We start from the raw sequence: 17,514 nt of genomic DNA, 5'->3' as shown, positions 1-17,514 counted from the left end.
GGCGGGCTCCCCCCCCCCCGCACGGGCCCGCGGGCGCCCACAAGGGCCGCGGGCCGGGAACGGAACCGGGGCGGCGGAAGGGCGGCGGCCGGCTCAGGCCCGGGCCGGCTCCCGGCGGAGGCGGAAGACCAGGGACAGCCCCTCGTCCTCGAACGGCTCACCGAAGGAGTCGTCGCCCGCGCCCTCGGCGTACTCCGCCGCCAGGACCTCGTCGGCGATGAGGGCCCGGTGCTCGGTGAGCGCCCGGGCGACCTCCTCGTCGTCCGACCGCCACCGCAGGGCGATCCGGTCGGCGACGTCCAGGCCGCTGTTCTTGCGGGCCTCCTGGATCAGCCGGATGGCGTCGCGGGCGAGTCCGGCCCGCCGCAGCTCCGGGGTGATCTCCAGGTCCAGGGCGACCGTGGCGCCGGCGTCGGAGGCCACCGACCAGCCCTCGCGCGGGGTCTCGGTGATGATGACCTCCTCCGGCGACAGCGCGATCGTCTCGCCGTCGACCTCCACCGCCGCCGTGCCGTTGCGCAGCGCCGCCGACAGGGCCGCCGCGTCCGCCTCGGCGATGGCCCGGGCGACCGCCTGCGTCCGCTTGCCGAAGCGGCGGCCCAGCGCGCGGAAGTTCGCCTTGGCCGCGGTGTCCACCAGGGAACCGCCCACCTCCGACAGCGAGGCCAGCGAGGTGACGTTCAGCTCCTCGGCGATCTGCTCCCGCAGCTCGTCGCTGAGCAGTTCGAAGCCCTGCGCCGCCAGCAGCGCGCGCGACAGCGGCTGCCGGGTCTTGACCCCCGACTCCGCGCGCGTGGCCCGGCCCAGCTCCACCAGCCGCCGCACCAGCAGCATGTCGCGGGAGAGGTCGGGGTCGACGGCGTCCAGGTCGGCCTCCGGCCACGAGGCCAGGTGGACCGAGTCCGGGGCGCCGGGCGTGACGGGCACGACCAGGTCCTGCCAGACCCGCTCGGTGATGAACGGGACCAGCGGGGCCATCAGCCGGGTGACGGTCTCGATCACGTCGTGCAGGGTGCGCAGCGCGGCCGCGTCGCCCTGCCAGAAGCGGCGCCGGGAGCGGCGCACGTACCAGTTGGACAGGTCGTCCACGAAGGTCGACAGCAGCTTGCCGGCGCGCTGGGTGTCGTAGGCCTCCATGGCCTGGGTGCACTGGTCGACCAGCGCGTGCAGCTCGCTGAGCAGCCAGCGGTCCAGCAGCGGCCGCGCCTGGGGCTCCGGGTCGGACGCCGAGGGGGCCCAGCCCGAGGTGCGGGCGTACAGGGCCTGGAAGGCGACGGTGTTCCAGTAGGTCAGCAGCGTCTTGCGGACGACCTCCTGGATGGTGCCGTGGCCCACGCGCCGCGCGCTCCACGGGGAGCCGCCGGCCGCCATGAACCAGCGCACCGCGTCCGCGCCGTGCCGCTCCATCAGCGGGATCGGCTCCAGGATGTTGCCCAGGTGCTTGGACATCTTCCGGCCGTCCTCGGCGAGGATGTGGCCCAGGCAGACCACGTTCTCGTAGGAGGAGCGGTCGAAGACCAGCGTGCCGACCGCCATCAGGGTGTAGAACCAGCCGCGCGTCTGGTCGATGGCCTCGGAGATGAACTGCGCCGGGTAGCGCTTCTCGAAGACCTCCTTGTTGCGGTACGGGTAGCCCCACTGGGCGAAGGGCATCGAGCCCGAGTCGTACCAGGCGTCGATGACCTCCGGGACGCGGACGGCCTCCAGGGCGCAGCCCTCGGAGGTGCAGGGGAAGGTGACGGCGTCGATGTAGGGCCGGTGCGGGTCCAGGCCGGACTGGTCGGTGCCGGTCAGCTCCGTCAGCTCCGCCAGCGAGCCGACGCAGGTGAGGTGGCCCTCCTCGCAGCGCCAGATCGGCAGCGGGGTGCCCCAGTAGCGGTTGCGGGACAGCGCCCAGTCGATGTTGTTGTCCAGCCAGTCGCCGTAGCGGCCGTGCTTGACCGACTCCGGGAACCAGTTGGTCCGCTCGTTCTCCCGCAGCAGCGCGTCCTTGACGGCGGTGGTGCGGATGTACCAGGACGGCTGCGCGTAGTAGAGCAGCGCGGTGTGGCAGCGCCAGCAGTGCGGGTAGCTGTGCTCGTAGGGCAGGTGGCGGAAGAGCAGGCCGCGCGCGTCGAGGTCGGCGACCAGCGCCTCGTCGGCCTTCTTGAAGAACTGCCCGCCGACCAGGCCCACCTCCTCCTCGAAGGTGCCGTCGGGCCGGACGGGGTTGACCACCGGCAGCCCGTAGGCGCGGCAGGTCCTCAGGTCGTCCTCGCCGAAGGCGGGGGACTGGTGGACCAGGCCCGTGCCGTCCTCGGTGGTGACGTACTCGGCGTTGAGGACGAAGTGGGCGCCGGGGATCTCCACCAGGTCGAACGGGCGGCGGTAGGCCCAGCGCTCCATCTCGCGGCCGGTGAAGGACTGCCCGGTGGTGCTCCAGCCCTCGCCGAGCGCCTTGTCCAGCAGCGGCTCGGCCACCACCAGCCTCTCGCGGCCGTCCGTGGCCACCACGTAGGTGACGTCCGGGTGTGCGGCGACCGCGGTGTTGGACACCAGGGTCCAGGGGGTGGTCGTCCACACCAGCAGCGCGGCCTCGCCCGCCAGCGGGCCGGAGGTCAGCGGGAGGCGGACGTAGACCGAGGGGTCGACCACGGTCTCGTAGCCCTGGGCCAGCTCGTGGTCGGACAGGCCGGTGCCGCAGCGCGGGCACCAGGGGGCCACCCGGTGGTCCTGGACGAGCAGGCCCTTGCCGAAGATCTGCTTCAGCGACCACCAGACGGACTCGATGTACTGCGGGTCCATCGTCCGGTAGGCGTCGTCCATGTCGACCCAGTAGCCCATCCGGGTCGTCAGCTCGGCGAAGGCGTCGGTGTGCCGGGTCACCGACGCGCGGCACCGGGCGTTGAACTCCGCGATGCCGTACGCCTCGATGTCCTGCTTGCCGTTGAAGCCCAGTTCCTTCTCGACCGCCAGCTCGACCGGCAGGCCGTGGCAGTCCCAGCCGGCCTTGCGCGCCACGTGGTAGCCGCGCATGGTGCGGAAGCGCGGGAAGACGTCCTTGAAGACGCGGGCCTCGATGTGGTGGGCGCCGGGCATGCCGTTGGCCGTCGGGGGTCCCTCGTAGAACACCCATTCGGGGCGGCCCTCGGACTGCTCCAGGCTGCGGGCGAAGACCTTGTTGTCCCGCCAGAAGTCCAGTACGGCGCGCTCCAGGGCGGGGAGGTCCACCTGGGCGGGCACCGGACGGTACCGGGGCGGGGACTGCGGGGTCATGTCGAGCTTCCTCCAACGGACGTGGTGACTTCCGCCGGAGGGACGAGAGCCGCCGCTCGGCGCCGGTTCCCGCGGTACCACCCTCCTTGGCGGCGGTCGCGCGGGGCCGCGCGTCCACCGCCCACTCATTGGTGCTGCGATGCCGGTTCTACTCGCCGCTCCGGGCGGACGCCTCGGAGGACTTTCTTCCGGCGGCTCCGGGGTGATCTTCACGCCGCGCTCGCCCCCGGGCTCACACCGTCCCCGGGTCGCTCGTGGCTGCGTACGGACGCTACTCGTCCCCTTCGACGCCTCTCGCTCCGCCCAGTGTAAGGGTGCCGCCCAATGGGGGCGGACCGGTTTTCGGGCGGCACGGTGGGGCACAACTGGGCAGGGGCGCGGGTTCGTGCCGGAAGAGGAGCGGTCGACCGGCGTGCCCGGTTGCCGAGGGATGGGCGGCGTTTTATCGTTCCGGTCACGATTCGCGAGCAAGATCATAATATGTGAAGGGATCGCGGCCATGGTGGCGGAGGAGACCGCGGGCACGAGGGCGGACACCGCGCGGAAGACCGCGGGAACCGCCGGCGGGGCCGCGGGGAGGACCTCCGCGGCCGCCGCGCCGGCCGGGGCCGCCGGAGGGAAGAAGCCGGCCCGCGGCACCGCGGCGGGGAACGCCGGCCGGAGCGCAGCCAGGGAGCCGTCCGCCGGAAGGGCGGCCGGCAGGAAGACGGGAGCCGAGACGGTGGTTGCCAAGAAGTCCACGACGGGAGCACGGGCTGCCGAGCAGGCGGCGGCTCCGGTCCCCCCGGCGCGTACGGCCGCGGCCCTCGCCGCCCCCGACGAGCTGCTGGTGCGGCCCGGGGAGGAGCCCTGGACGGCCCAGGAGGTCGAGGAGGCCCGCGCGGAGCTGGCCCGGGAGTCCGAGCGCCTGCGCGTGGAGATCCACGCCGCCGAGGAGGCGCTCAGCGGCCTGATGCGCGACTCGGCCGACGGCGCCGGGGACGACCAGGCCGACACGGGCACCAAGAACATCACGCGCGAGCACGAGATGGCGCTCGCCGAGAACGCCCGGGAGATGCTCTACCAGACCGAGCGGGCCCTGGACCGGCTGGAGGCCGGCACCTACGGCGCCTGCGAGAGCTGCGGCCGGCCGATCGGCAAGGCGCGGATGCAGGCCTTCCCCCGGGCCACCCTGTGCGTGGAGTGCAAGCAGCGGCAGGAACGCCGCTGACCGCTCCCGCACGGGTGTGACGTACCCTGCATCACGTGACAGAGGTGGAGCGGGCCGGCGAGCAGCCGGGCGAGGCCCAGAGCGAGACCGGGACCCCTGTGCGCGGGCCGGGGGCGACGACGGGGGGGACGGACCCCACGGGTGCCGCCGCGGACGGCGGGCGGGGCCGGCGGCGGATCACGGAACTCGCCGTCGTGGCGGCGGTCGCGTACGCCCTGGACCTGATCACCAAGATCGTCGTGGTCGAGAAGCTGGAGGGCCACGACCCGATCGAGGTGATCGGCACCTGGCTGCGCTTCCAGGCCGTGCGCAACCCCGGAGCGGCCTTCGGCATCGGCGAGGCCCTCACCGTCGTCTTCACCGTCATCGCGGCGGCCGTGATCGTGGTGATCGTGCGGATCGCCCGCAAGCTGTACAGCACGCCGTGGGCCGTGGCCCTCGGGCTGCTCCTGGGCGGTGCCCTGGGCAACCTCACCGACCGGGTCTTCCGGTCGCCGGGGATGTTCCAGGGCCACGTCGTGGACTTCATCGCGCCCGCGCACTTCGCCGTCTTCAACCTCGCGGACTCGGCGATCGTCTGCGGCGGGGTGCTGATCGTGCTGCTGTCCTTCCGCGGACTGGATCCCGACGGCAGCGTCCACCGCGACTGACCGCCCGCGCGGCGGCCGTCCACCGTGCCCCCTCCCGGCCGCCGGGAGGGGGCACGGTCCGTTTCCGGCATACTCGATCGGGTGAGCCAGCTTCCCGAGATCCGCACCCTGCCCGTACCCGACGGCCTGGAGGGCGAGCGCATAGACGCCGCCCTGGCCAGGATGTTCGGCTTCTCCCGCACCAAGGCGGCCGAACTGGCCGCCTCGGGGAAGGTCCGGCTCGACGGGGGCGAGGTGGGCAAGTCCGAGCGCGTGCGCGGCGGGGCCTGGATCGAGGTCGAGATGCCCGCGCCCCCCGCGCCGGTGAAGGTCGTCGCCGAGCCCGTGGAGGGCATGGAGGTGGTCCACGACGACGAGGACGTCGTGGTGGTCTCCAAGCCGGTCGGCGTGGCCGCCCACCCCAGCCCCGGCTGGACCGGCCCCACCGTGGTCGGCGGACTCGCCGCCGCGGGCTTCCGGATCTCCACCTCCGGCGCCGCCGAGCGCCAGGGCATCGTCCACCGGCTGGACGTGGGCACCTCCGGGCTGATGGCGGTCGCCAAGTCCGAGCGGGCCTACACCCTGCTCAAGCAGCAGTTCCGCGAGCGCACGGTCGACAAGCGCTACCACGCGCTCGTCCAGGGGCACCCCGACCCGCTCAGCGGCACGATCGACGCGCCCATCGGACGGCACCCCGTTCACGACTACAAGTGGGCCGTCACCGCGGACGGCAAGCCGTCGGTCACCCACTACGACCTGATCGAGGCGTTCCGGTCCGCCAGCCTGCTCGACATCAAGCTGGAGACCGGCCGCACCCACCAGATCCGCGTCCACATGGCCGCCCACCGGCACCCGTGCGTCGGCGACACCACCTACGGCGCCGACCCGACGCTGGCCAGGCGGCTCGGCCTGACCCGGCAGTGGCTGCACGCGGTCCGGCTCGGCTTCGAGCACCCGGCGGACGGCCGCTGGGTGGAGTTCTCCAGCGACTACCCCGACGACCTGCGGACCGCGCTGGACCGGGTGCGCGCCGAGAGCGCGTAGGGCGGCACCGCCGGGGCGCGGGCGGTACGGGGCCGGCCCCCGGGGGACCGCCCGCGCCCCGGTTCAGCGGCTCGGCTTGCGGGCGTCCGGTATCCCCGGCGTGCGCCCGCTCCCCGGGCCGCCGCTCCCCGGGCCGCCGTCCTCGCCGCGCGGCCCGGCCTGCTCCGGCGCGCCGCGCCGGGGCGGCTCGGGCGCCGCCTGCGCCGTGGTGACGCGGGGCAGGGCGTAGGGGTGCTCCCGGTGGAGCCAGGCGATCAGCTCCTCGCGCAGATGGCAGCGCAGCGTCCAGATGTCGTCGGCGTTGCGCGCCGTCACCGTCGCGCGGACCTCGATCGTGGTGGGCGTGGTGTCGGTCACCACCAGGCCCCAGGAGCGGCCGTCCCAGGTGTCGCTGGCCCGTACGATCTCCTCCGTCCTGGCGCGGATCGCCGCGATGGGCGCCGAGTGGTCCAGGTGGAGGTAGACCGTTCCGGTCATCTGCGCGCCGCCGCGCGACCAGTTCTCGAACGGCTTGCTGGTGAAGTACGACACCGGCATGGTGATCCGGCGCTCGTCCCAGGTGCGCACCACCAGGTAGGAGACGGTGATCTCCTCGACCGTCCCCCACTCGCCGTCCACGATCACCGTGTCGCCGATGCGCACCATGTCGCCGAAGGCGATCTGGAGGCCGGCGAAGAGGTTGCCCAGCGTGGACTGGGCGGCGATGCCGACCACGATGCCCAGCACACCGGCCGAGGCCAGCATGGAGGTCCCCAGCTTCTCCATCGCGGGGAACTGCAGCAGCATCGCCGCGCCGGCGATGATCACGACCACGGTCGTCGCCAGCCGCCGCACCAGCGTCAGCTGGGTGCGCACGCGCCGTACCCGCGCCGCGTCGTGCGCGATCCCGGCGTAGCGCGAGAACGCCGTCTCCACCACCGCCGTCAGCGCCCGCAGCGCCAGCCACGCGGCGGCCCCGGTGAATATCAGGCTCAGCCACAGGTCGACGGTCTTCTGGTGGTCGCGCGCCAGGTGCGTCTCGTCGGAGAAGGCGTTGAGCAGGCCGACGAGGACCACCGCCTGGAGGGGCACCCGGCCGCTGCGCAGCAGGCCCCACATAGGCGTCTCGGGGTGCCGGGCGTCCATGCGGCGCAGCGCACGGTCCACCACCCAGCCGACGGCGAACGCCAGGGCGATCGCACCGCCGAAGACGATCAGCGGCCGCAGCACGTTCTCCATGGTCGTGTGAACTCCTCGGTGGACTTCCGTGGGACGGCGGGGACCCCATCGACCGTACCTGGCACCATGGGACAGGTCTTGTTCCCGGACTCGGCGCCCGTATCCGGATCACGACCCTGACCTGCGAAGGAAGTGACACCGTGCCCACCGTTGTGATGTTCCACTCCGCCTACGGGCTGCGCCCCGCCGTCCTGGAGGCGGCCGAGCGGCTGAGGGAGGCCGGGCACGAGGTGCACACCCCGGACCTGTACGGCGGGCGGACCGCGGACACCGTCGAGGAGGGCATGGCGATCAAGGACGAGATCGGCCGGGACGACCTGCTGCGCCGCGCCGTCGCCGCCACCGCCCCCCTCTCCGAGCGGGGGCTGGTGTACGCCGGGTTCTCCCTGGGCGGGGCGGTCGCCCAGAACCTCGCCCTCGCCGACACCCGGGCGCGCGGGCTGCTGCTGCTCCACGGCACCTCCGACATCCCGGAGGACGCCTCCGTCGACGACCTGCCCGTGCAGCTCCACGTCGCCGACCCCGACCCCTTCGAGCCGCACGACTGGCTCAACGCCTGGTACCTGCGGATGCGGCGGGCGGGCGCGGACGTGGAGGTCCACCGCTACGCCGGGGCCGGACACCTGTACACCGACCCCGGCCTGCCCGACCACGACGCGGAGGCCGCCGAGCGGACCTGGCGGATCGCGCTGGACTTCCTGGCCGGGACCGGCGAGGGCTGACGGCGGCCGCGCCCCGGCCCGGCGCGGGACGCGCCGGGCCGGGGGAGGCGGTTCAGCGCACGGGCTCCTCGGCGCGCTCCAGCCGCTGCGCTCCCGAGACGGTGCGGTAGGAGCGGACGTGGTGGGACGCGGCCTGCGGGTCGGTCTTGTCCGACAGGGCGTAGTAGTCCATCTGGGTCCGTTCGGCGGTGACGTCCAGGACGCCGTAGCCGTGCGAGTCCATGTCGACCCACCGGGTGTGGCGGTTGGCGGCGCGCACGGCGGCCTCGGCGACGGAGGAGACGGTGTGCGGCGGCACTTTCAGGAAGTCGTCGAGGTTGTCCGAGGTCACGGAGGCGACCACGAACTCGGTGGCGACCGGCTTCTGCAGCGGGTACGTCGCCGCCCGTACCGGCACGTCGTTGGCGAACGCCATGTGGATGTCGCCGGTGAGGAAGACGGTGTTGCCGATGCCCCGGTCGCGCAGGTGGGTCAGCAGTTCGCGGCGGTCGTCGGTGTAGCCGTCCCACTGGTCGGCGTTGACGGCCAGGCCCTCGCGGGGGACGCCGAGCAGCTCCGCCAGCGGCCCCAGCAGGTAGGCGGGCACGGAGCCGAAGGCCATCGGGGAGATCATCACCGAGGTCCCCACCAGGTGCCACCGGGTGCCGGAGGAGGCCAGGGAGGACTTCAGCCAGTCCAACTGGGCGCGCCCGGTGATGGTGCGGTCGGGGTCGTCCACGTCGCCGTCGCCGAAGCCGGCCTGCCGGTCGCGGAAGGAGCGCAGGTCCAGCAGGTGGAGGTCGGCCAGGTCGCCGAAGCGCAGCCGCCGGTAGACGGTTCCCTCGGTGGAGGGGCGGACCGGCATCCACTCGAAGTAGGCCTGCCGGGCCGCCCTCGCGCGCGCCGCCCAGTCGCCCTCGGTGCCGGGGGTGTGGTTCTCGGCGCCGCCGGACCAGGCGTCGTTGGCCACCTCGTGGTCGTCCCAGATCGCGATCACCGGGTGGGCGGCGTGCAGGGCCGCCAGGTCCGGGTCGGACTTGTAGTGGGCGTGGCGCTGCCGGTAGTCGGCGAGGGTGACGGTCTCGTGGACGGGCCGCATCTCGCGGACGATGCCGTCCTTCAGCGGGAACTCGCCCTTGCCGTACTCGTATATGTAGTCGCCCAGGTGCAGGACGGCGTCGAGGTCGTTCCGGGCGGCCAGGTGCCGGTAGGCGGTGAAGAAGCCGCTCTCGTAGTGGGAGCAGGAGACCACCCCGAAGCGGATCCGGCCGGCCGCCGCGCCGTCGGCCGGCGCGGTGCGGGTGCGTCCGGCGGGGGAGCGGGTGCCCGCGGCGGAGAAGCGGTAGTGGTACTCGGTCGCCGGGCGCAGCCCCCGCACGTCGGCCTTGACGGTGTGGTCGGAGGCGGCCGTGGCGGTGGTGCGGCCGGAGGCGACGACGGAGGTGAAGCCGCGGTCCTCGGCCACCTCCCAGAAGACCTCCACGTCCGGGCCCGCGCCGGAGCCCGGGGCGGCCTCGGGGGCGGGGGTGACGCGGGTCCACAGCAGGACACCGTCGGGCAGCGGGTCGCCGGAGGCGACACCGTGGGCGAAGACGGGGGTGGAGGCGGCGCCGGCGGCACTCGCGCGCTGCCGGGCGGTCACGGACAGCAGCGCGGCACCGGCGGCGCCGGCGGCGACGACGGTGCGCCGGGTGGGCGCGAAGGCGCGGGCGGCGCCGTCGGAAGCGGTGTGGGTGTCGGTCACGGCGGCAGATGCTACGCGCCGGTAGCGTGATCGGACAGGGTGCCCGCGGGAGTTCGCCGAGCCGTCGGACACCGTTGGCCGGGAAGAGGGGCGGGCGTACCGTTCCGGCCCCGCGGACGGCTCGGCCCGGTGGCCGCCGCGGGGTGCGGCGGCCACCGGGCCGGTGGTGCGGGGGGCCGGAGCGGCGGCCCGGTCAGCCGGGCCGCGCGGTCACTGGAGCTTGACGCCCAGCTTCCCCAGCTCCTCGGGCAGCTTGGCCGTCTCCACGTCCTTGCCGTCGATCCGGACGGTGGGCGTGCCCTTGATGTCGGCCTTGTTGAAGCTGTCGACCATCTCCAGGGCCCACTTGTCGTAGGTGCCCTTCTCGACGGCCGTCTCGAACTTCTCGTTGCCCTTCAGCGCGTCGACGTTCTCGGCGACGTCGAGCAGGTACTCGTTGTCGGCGAACTTGTCCTCGGCCTCCGACGGGTGGTGCTCGGCCGAGTACAGCAGGGAGTGGTACTCGGCGAACGCCTCGGTGCTCACGTTCAGCGCGGCGCCCAGCGCGCTGATGGCGTTCTTGGAGCCGTTCCCGCCCATGTTGCCGTCGATGATGCTGCCGAGGTGGATCTGCAGCTTGTACTTGCCGTCCTCGGCGCCCTGCTTGAGGGGCTCGCCGATCTGCTGCTCGAAGTTGGCGCAGGCCGGGCAGCGCATGTCCTCGTAGACGTCGATGGTCTTCTCGGCGTCCTCGCCGCCGACGACCACGGTGGTGCCGTTCTCACCGGAGGTGTTGGCCGGCTTCACCAGCTTCCGGTCCGCGACGTTCTCCCAGGACTTGTCGCTGCCGCCGCGCTCCATGTTGGCGACGGCGAACCCGATGCCGCCGGCGATCGCGAGGACCGCGACGACCGAGACGGCGACGATCAGCTGGCGGCGCAGCTTGTCCTTCTTGGCCTGCCTCTCCCGCTCGACCTTCAGGCGCTCGCGGGCGGCACGCTTGGCTTCCTGGCTGTTGCGCTTGCTCATGGGGGTGTGTTCTCCGTGTCGTGTGCGTCAGGGGGCGGTGGTGCTCAGGAGGCGGGAGCCACCGGGCACGGGGGCCCCCGTCGCACGACGGAGTGGACCAGCAGCGGGAGCGCGCGCGGCCCCGCGGGGCCGGGGCCCGGGCGGGTGCCGGGGCCGGCGGCCGCGGGGGGCGTGCGCAGGGCGGTGGCGGCCAGCAGCAGCGGCCGGAAGACGGCCGCCGCGGCGGCGCGCAGCAGCCGGGTCAGCGCCGCGTCGCCGCGGCGCAGCCAGGCGGCGGCCGCCAGGCCGACGGCCACGTGCGCGGCCAGCAGCAGCCAGGGGGCCGCGGGGTGGGCCGCCGCGGGGAGCGGGGAGGAGCCGGGGGCGGCCATCCGCGCCAGCGGCGTGCCGAAGTCGCCGCCCGCGCACAGCAGGTCCAGGCCCAGGGAGCGCAGCGGCCCGGCGACGGGGCCGCCCGCCTGCCCGTAGCAGGTGTGCTGGCCGGTGGTGAAGACGGTGTCGGCCGCCAGTTCCAGCGGCACCATCAGGCCCGCGATCGACCAGTAGCCGCGCTCCCGCCCGGCGAGCGCGAAGGCGACCGCGAAGACCGCCGCGCCGACCAGCAGGAGCGGCGCGTACGGCAGGGGCTCCGCCGTGAGCAGCACGTGGGCACCCGAGGACAGGGCGAGGCACAGCGCGGTGAAGACCGCGGCGCGTGCCGCCCGGAGGCCCGTGTCGGTGGTGCCCGTCCTGTTCATCGCAGCCGAGTGTGCCACGCGTTCCGCTAAGACGGACCTAAAGGCGGTCACCGGATGACGGCCGCGACGCCGCCCGGGGCCTCGGGGGCCCGGGGAGCGGTCCGGGGAGCGGGGCGCGGGCCCGTACGGCCCGCGGCCCCCGGTCCGCGCACCGGTGCCTTCGAGGGTGCGCGACGCCCGCGCGCACGCCGGTTGCGCACGGGGCGCGAGGGGCGTGCGGGAGGGGTGGGGGAGGACGGGGACCGCCCGTGTGGGGGCCGGGGCGGAAGGAGCCGGAGGGGCTCCGGCGACGTAGACTTCGGACCCGTCCAGGGAACCGCCGCACACCCGCTCGTTGGAGGTCATAGGCCGTGGCCAAACCGCCGTTCACACACCTGCACGTACACACTCAGTACTCGTTGCTGGACGGTGCCGCGCGGCTGAAGGACATGTTCGACGCCTGTCAGGAGATGGGCATGACGCACATCGCCATGACCGACCACGGCAACCTCCACGGCGCCTACGACTTCTTCCAGCACGCCACCAAGGCGGGCGTCACGCCGATCATCGGCATCGAGGCGTACGTCGCCCCGCAGTCGCGGCGCTACAAGCGGCGCGTCCAGTGGGGCCAGCCGCACCAGAAGCGCGACGACGTCTCCGGCTCCGGCGGCTACACCCACAAGACGATCTGGGCGGCGAACAAGACCGGCCTGCACAACCTCTTCCGGCTCTCCTCGGACGCGTACATGGAGGGCTTCTTCGTCAAGTGGCCCCGCACCGACAGGGAGATGATCGCCGAGTTCTCCGAGGGGCTGATCGCCTCCACCGGCTGCCCCTCGGGCGAGGTGCAGACCCGGCTGCGGCTCGGCCAGTTCGACGAGGCCCTCCAGGCGGCCGCCGACTACCAGGACATCTTCGGCAAGGGCCGCTACTTCCTGGAGCTGATGGACCACGGCATCGAGATCGAGCGCCGGGTCCGCGACGGCCTGCTGGAGATCGGGAAGAAGCTGGGCATCCCGCCGCTGGTCACCAACGACAGCCACTACACCTACGCGCACGAGGCCGAGGCCCACGACGCGCTGCTGTGCGTCCAGACCGGCAAGAACCTCTCCGACCCCGACCGCTTCCGGTTCGACGGCGCGGGCTACTACCTGAAGTCCACGGAGGAGATGTACGCCATCGACTCCTCCGACGCCTGGCAGGAGGGCTGCCGCAACACCCTGCTGGTGGCCGAGCAGGTCGACACCGCCGGCTGGTTCGAGAAGCGGGACCTGATGCCCCGCTTCCCCGTCCCCGAGGGGCACACCGAGGAGTCCTGGTTCCGCGAGGAGGTCCGGCGCGGCATGCAGCGCCGGTACCCGGGCGGCATCCCCGAGGACCGGCAGAAGCAGGCCGACTACGAGATGGACGTCATCGTCGAGATGGGGTTCCCCGGCTACTTCCTCGTCGTCGCCGACTTCATCATGTGGGCCAAGAACAACGGCATCGCCGTCGGCCCCGGCCGGGGCTCGGCGGCGGGCTCGATCGTGGCGTACGCCATGGGCATCACCGACCTCGACCCGATCGAGCACGGGCTGATCTTCGAGCGGTTCCTCAACCCCGAGCGCGTCTCCATGCCCGACGTCGACATCGACTTCGACGAGCGCAGGCGCGGCGAGGTCATCCGCTACGTGACCGAGAAGTACGGCGCCGACAAGGTCGCCCAGATCGGCACCTACGGCACGATCAAGGCGAAGGCCGCGATCAAGGACTCCGCCCGCGTGCTGGGCTACCCGTACGCCATGGGCGACCGCATCACCAAGGCGATGCCCGCCGACGTCCTGGGCAAGGGCATCCCGCTGTCGGGCATCACCGACCCCCAGCACCCCCGCTACAGCGAGGCGGCCGAGGTCCGCTCGATGTACGAGAACGAGCCGGACGTGAAGAAGGTCATCGACACCGCGCGCGGCATCGAGGGCCTGGTGCGGCAGATGGGCGTGCACGCGGCGGGCGTGATCATGTCCAGCGAGCGGCTGGTCGACCACGTGCCGGTCTTCAGCCCCAAGAACGACGGCGCGGTGGTGACCCAGTGGGACTACCCCACCTGCGAGTCGCTGGGCCTGCTGAAGATGGACTTCCTGGGCCTGCGCAACCTCACGATCATGGACGACGCCGTCAAGCTGGTGAAGGCCAACAAGGGCGTCGACATCAAGCTGCTCGACCTCCCGCTGGACGACCCCAAGACCTTCGAGCTGCTGCAGCGCGGCGAGACCCTGGGCGTCTTCCAGTTCGACGGCGGCCCCATGCGCTCCCTGCTGCGCATGATGAAGCCCGACAACTTCGAGGACATCTCCGCGGTCTCGGCCCTGTACCGGCCCGGCCCGATGGGCATGAACTCCCACATCAACTACGCGCTGCGCAAGAACGGGCAGCAGGAGATCACGCCGATCCACCCGGAGCTGGAGGAGCCGCTCCGGGAGGTCCTCGACGTCACCTACGGCCTGATCGTCTACCAGGAGCAGGTGCAGAAGGCCGCCCAGGTCCTCGCGGGCTACAGCCTGGGCCAGGCCGACCTGCTGCGCCGGGCGATGGGCAAGAAGAAGAAGGAGGTCCTGGACGCCGAGTTCGTCAACTTCCAGAAGGGCGCCCGCGAGAAGGGCTACTCCGACGAGGCCATCCAGGCCGTGTGGGACGTGCTGGTGCCCTTCGCCGGGTACGCCTTCAACAAGGCGCACTCCTCGGCGTACGGACTGGTCTCGTACTGGACGGCCTACCTCAAGGCCAACTACCCGGCCGAGTACATGGCCGCCCTGCTGACCTCGGTCCGCGACGACAAGGACAAGTCGGCGGTCTACCTCAACGAGTGCCGCCGCATGGGCATCAGGGTGCTGCCGCCGGACGTCAACGAGTCCGAGGCGAACTTCACCCCGCGCGGCGACGACGTGATCGTCTTCGGGCTGACGGCGGTGCGCAACGTCGGCCAGAACGTGGTGGACTCCATCGTCGCCTGCCGCCGGGCCAAGGGGAAGTACACCTCCTTCCCGGACTTCCTCGACAAGGTCGACGCGGTGGTCTGCAACAAGCGCACCGTCGAGTCCCTGATCAAGGCCGGCGCCTTCGACGAGCTGGGCCACACCCGCAAGGGGCTGACCGCGCACTTCGAGTCGATGATCGACAACGTGGTGCAGGTCAAGCGGAAGGAGGCGGAGGGGCAGTTCGACCTGTTCGGCGGGATGGGCGACGACTCCGCCGACAGCGGTCCGGGCTTCGGGATGGACGTGGAGTTCCCCGCCGAGGAGTGGGACAAGAGCTACCTGCTGGCCCAGGAGCGGGAGATGCTCGGCCTCTACGTCTCCGACCACCCGCTGTTCGGGCTGGAGCACGTGCTGGCCGACAAGACCGACGCGGCGATCTCCCAGCTCACCGGCGGCGACTTCTCCGACGGGTCGATCGTCACCATCGGCGGCATCATCTCCGGCCTCCAGCGGAAGATGACCAAGCAGGGCAACGCCTGGGCGATCGCCACCGTCGAGGACCTGGCGGGTTCGATCGACTGCATGTTCTTCCCCGCCACCTACCAGCTGGTCTCCACCCAGCTGGTGGAGGACGCGGTGGTCTTCGTCAAGGGGCGGCTGGACAAGCGCGAGGACGTGCCCAGGCTGGTCGCCATGGAGCTGATGGTCCCCGACCTGTCGGACGCCGCCTCCGACGCGCCCGTCACCATCACCATCCCCGCGGTCAAGGTGACCCCGCCGCTGGTGGAGAGGCTGGGCGAGGTGCTCACCCACCACCGCGGCTCCACGGAGGTGCGGGTCAAGCTCCAGGGCGGCCGCAAGACGACGGTGCTGCGCCTGGACCGGCACCGGGTCACCGCGGACCCGGCCCTGTTCGGCGACCTCAAGGCGCTGCTCGGCCCGTCCTGCCTGGCGGGCTGACGAACCCGGATGCGGCGCGGTCCCCCGGCGCGGTGTGCGCCGGGGGACCGCGCCGCCCGTGCGGCGGGCGCCCGGCCTGACGGGGCGCCCGTGCCGCCCCCGTGCCGCGGCCAGGGCCGGGAACCGCGGACGCGGGATCCGGGCGGCGGCCGGTCAGTTGTGGCCGAACCGCCTGCGGTGCTTGCGGGCCACGTCCGCGGGGCTGGCCGGGGCCGCCGGCCGTGCCTCCGCGGTGCTCCTCGGCTCCTCCCCGGACCGGGCGGAGAGGCCGCTGTCGTGCTGCTGACGGCGTTCGTCCTTCTTGCGCTTGCCCATGATCTCCTCCTGTACGGACCTCGAAGCGATGGGCCGTGCTCAGCCTCGCACGAGCCGACAGAAGCCGCATTTCGATCAATTACCCTGAGTCGCCGGGGCCTTCGGACCGGGCGCCGCGGCCGCAGCCGCCCCCGCCCCCGCGGGCGGCCGGCGCGCGGTGGACACCGGCCGCCCGCCACGCCGAGGATCGGGCCCGGGGGCGATAAGCCCCCTGCGGTCGGGCAGACTCGAACCAGATCCGAAGGAACAGGCCCGAGGGACGCGGACCGCAGTCGCACGGGACACCGTCCGGCCGCGGCGACCGCGCCGGCCGTGCCGGTCGTACCGAGAGTGGGTGGAACGTGGACCGCTGCGTCGTCCTGGTGGACGCCGGATACCTCCTGGGGGCCGCCGCGAGCCTTCTGGCGGGGGAGCCCGCCCGGTCCCGGATCACCGTCGACCACTCCGTGCTCGTCCAGGGGCTGCGCGAGCGCGCCGAGGAGGACACCGGCTGCCGACTGCTGCGCATCTACTGGTTCGACGGCGCCCCCGACCGGGTGCCCCAGCCCGAGCACCGGCGGCTGCGGGTGATGCCGCGCGTGACCGTGCGGCTCGGCGCGCTCACGCGCAGCGAGGGGCGGTGGGCCCAGAAGGGCGTGGACGCCGCCATGCACGCCGAACTGACCGAACTGGCGCGCAACCGGGCCTGTTCCGACATCGTGCTGGTCACCGGCGACGGGGACCTGCTGCCCGGCCTGATGTCCGCCAAGGAGCACGGCGTGGCCGTCCACCTGTGGGCCGTGCAGGCCGCCGACGGGGACTACAACCAGTCCGAGGACCTGGTCGCCGAGGCCGACGAGCGGCGCGTCCTGGACCGCGGCTGGATCACCCGCGCCGTCCGCGCCCGGGAGGTCACCGGCGTCTGCCCGCCCCAGCCCGACACCCGGCCCGAGATCGCCGCGATCCTCTCCGCCCCGCTGCCCGAGCCCTCCTCCGCCCCCGCCGGAGGGACCCCGCCCCCCGGCGCGAACGGGACCGGCGCGGGTACGGGCGGGCAGCGTCCGCCGGACGGGACCGCCCCCGGACCCCCCGCCGCGGCGGAGGACGCCACCCGCTCGGCCGTCCCCGCCCCGCCGGCCGGCGAGGAGGAGCCGCGCCCCGGCGACAACGGCACCGGCAGGGGTGTGCCCACCCCCAAGGACCTGGCCGGGCTCGGCCGCCCCGGCGCCCACCACCCGGGCCACTCAGGCCACCCGCACCACGCCGCTCCCCCCGCGGGCGCCACCCTGCGCTGGTCCTCCGACCGGGGCTGGGTCGACCGCGGGTCCCCGGCCGAGTCCCCCGAGGCCGCGACCCTGCCCACGCTCGCCCAGCTCACCACCGCCGAGCAGCGCTGGGCGGACCGCGAGGAGGACATCACCACCGTCAGCGGCGACCCCTTCGAGGTCGGCCAGGTCTTCGCCCGCCGCTGGGTCCAGCGGCTGACCGACCCCGCCCACCTGCGGGCCCTGTCCGCCGAGTACCCGCGCGTCCCGCACCGCATCGACGGCGAGCTGCTGCGCTACGCGGCCCGCTTCGGCCTGCTGGCCCACAAGGACGACCAGATCGACGAACGCGACCGCTACGCGATCCGCGCCGGTTTCTGGCGCGAGGTCGACGCCCGGACCGCGGGGGAACGCGCACCCACCGGCGAGTGACGCCACCGCGGGCGCGTACCCTCGTAGCTTGTGAGCACGGGCACGTGGCAGGCGGCGCAGGGCGCGGCGGACGGCGCGGAAGGC

At 73.2% G+C, this 17,514-nt stretch carries 12 protein-coding genes; 6 read left to right on the top strand and 6 right to left on the bottom strand.

The genetic code is table 11. The annotated features are described in order from the left end of the window. Window positions 1-93: 93 nt before the first annotated feature. A complete protein-coding gene (gene ileS, locus ACFSJS_RS20375; RefSeq protein WP_380902448.1) occupies window positions 94-3,255 on the bottom strand; it encodes an isoleucine--tRNA ligase in 3,162 nt (1,053 codons plus the stop codon). A gap of 721 nt (window positions 3,256-3,976) precedes the next feature. Here ileS and ACFSJS_RS20370 point away from each other — a divergent pair. The 3 genes from ACFSJS_RS20370 (at window position 3,977) to ACFSJS_RS20360 (ending at window position 6,138) form a co-directional block, all read left to right on the top strand. After that, entirely contained in the window at window positions 3,977-4,465 is a 489-nt protein-coding gene (locus ACFSJS_RS20370) for a TraR/DksA family transcriptional regulator (protein ID WP_380902446.1), read from the top strand. Between the two features lie 35 nt (window positions 4,466-4,500). Then, on the top strand, window positions 4,501-5,115 hold the full coding sequence (lspA, locus tag ACFSJS_RS20365) for a signal peptidase II (RefSeq protein ID WP_380902444.1): 615 nt from the start codon (window positions 4,501-4,503) through the stop codon (window positions 5,113-5,115). 81 nt (window positions 5,116-5,196) lie between these two features. Beyond that, the gene (locus tag ACFSJS_RS20360) at window positions 5,197-6,138 is read left to right on the top strand and encodes an RluA family pseudouridine synthase (protein ID WP_380902442.1); all 942 of its coding nucleotides are present in this window, start codon (window positions 5,197-5,199) and stop codon (window positions 6,136-6,138) included. Window positions 6,139-6,201: 63 nt separating this feature from the next. Here ACFSJS_RS20360 and ACFSJS_RS20355 read toward each other — a convergent pair whose 3' ends face one another. Further along, the gene (locus ACFSJS_RS20355; protein WP_380902440.1) at window positions 6,202-7,356 is read right to left on the bottom strand and encodes a mechanosensitive ion channel family protein; all 1,155 of its coding nucleotides are present in this window, start codon (window positions 7,354-7,356) and stop codon (window positions 6,202-6,204) included. Between the two features lie 140 nt (window positions 7,357-7,496). Between ACFSJS_RS20355 and ACFSJS_RS20350 the strand changes: the two genes are divergently transcribed. Continuing rightward, window positions 7,497-8,078: a dienelactone hydrolase family protein gene (locus ACFSJS_RS20350; protein ID WP_380902438.1), complete on the top strand. Its 582-nt coding sequence runs from the start codon at window positions 7,497-7,499 to the stop codon at window positions 8,076-8,078. A gap of 52 nt (window positions 8,079-8,130) precedes the next feature. On the opposite strand, the gene ACFSJS_RS20345 is transcribed toward ACFSJS_RS20350, so the two are convergent. From ACFSJS_RS20345 to ACFSJS_RS20335, 3 genes are all read right to left on the bottom strand, one after another. Next, on the bottom strand, window positions 8,131-9,801 hold the full coding sequence (locus ACFSJS_RS20345) for an alkaline phosphatase D family protein (RefSeq protein ID WP_380902436.1): 1,671 nt from the start codon (window positions 9,799-9,801) through the stop codon (window positions 8,131-8,133). A 210-nt stretch (window positions 9,802-10,011) separates the two neighbouring features. Next, the gene (locus ACFSJS_RS20340; RefSeq protein WP_380902434.1) at window positions 10,012-10,809 is read right to left on the bottom strand and encodes a thioredoxin domain-containing protein; all 798 of its coding nucleotides are present in this window, start codon (window positions 10,807-10,809) and stop codon (window positions 10,012-10,014) included. A 44-nt stretch (window positions 10,810-10,853) separates the two neighbouring features. Further along, the gene (locus ACFSJS_RS20335; protein ID WP_380902432.1) at window positions 10,854-11,546 is read right to left on the bottom strand and encodes a hypothetical protein; all 693 of its coding nucleotides are present in this window, start codon (window positions 11,544-11,546) and stop codon (window positions 10,854-10,856) included. 350 nt (window positions 11,547-11,896) lie between these two features. Between ACFSJS_RS20335 and dnaE the strand changes: the two genes are divergently transcribed. Further along, entirely contained in the window at window positions 11,897-15,439 is a 3,543-nt protein-coding gene (gene dnaE / locus ACFSJS_RS20330) for a DNA polymerase III subunit alpha (RefSeq protein WP_380902430.1), read from the top strand. Window positions 15,440-15,592: 153 nt separating this feature from the next. On the opposite strand, the gene ACFSJS_RS20325 is transcribed toward dnaE, so the two are convergent. Then, window positions 15,593-15,754 carry a hypothetical protein gene (locus ACFSJS_RS20325; protein ID WP_380902428.1) on the bottom strand — a complete coding sequence of 54 codons (162 nt, stop codon included), beginning with the start codon at window positions 15,752-15,754 and terminating at the stop codon, window positions 15,593-15,595. Window positions 15,755-16,095: 341 nt separating this feature from the next. Between ACFSJS_RS20325 and ACFSJS_RS20320 the strand changes: the two genes are divergently transcribed. Further along, window positions 16,096-17,430 carry an NYN domain-containing protein gene (locus ACFSJS_RS20320; RefSeq protein ID WP_380902426.1) on the top strand — a complete coding sequence of 445 codons (1,335 nt, stop codon included), beginning with the start codon at window positions 16,096-16,098 and terminating at the stop codon, window positions 17,428-17,430. Window positions 17,431-17,514: the final 84 nt, after the last annotated feature.

Source organism: Streptomyces desertarenae (assembly GCF_042681365.1).
In the GTDB taxonomy this organism is placed as follows: domain Bacteria; phylum Actinomycetota; class Actinomycetes; order Streptomycetales; family Streptomycetaceae; genus Streptomyces; species Streptomyces desertarenae.
The sequence above is the reverse complement of the archived record's forward strand: the minus strand, read 5'-3'. Positions and strand labels throughout refer to the sequence as shown.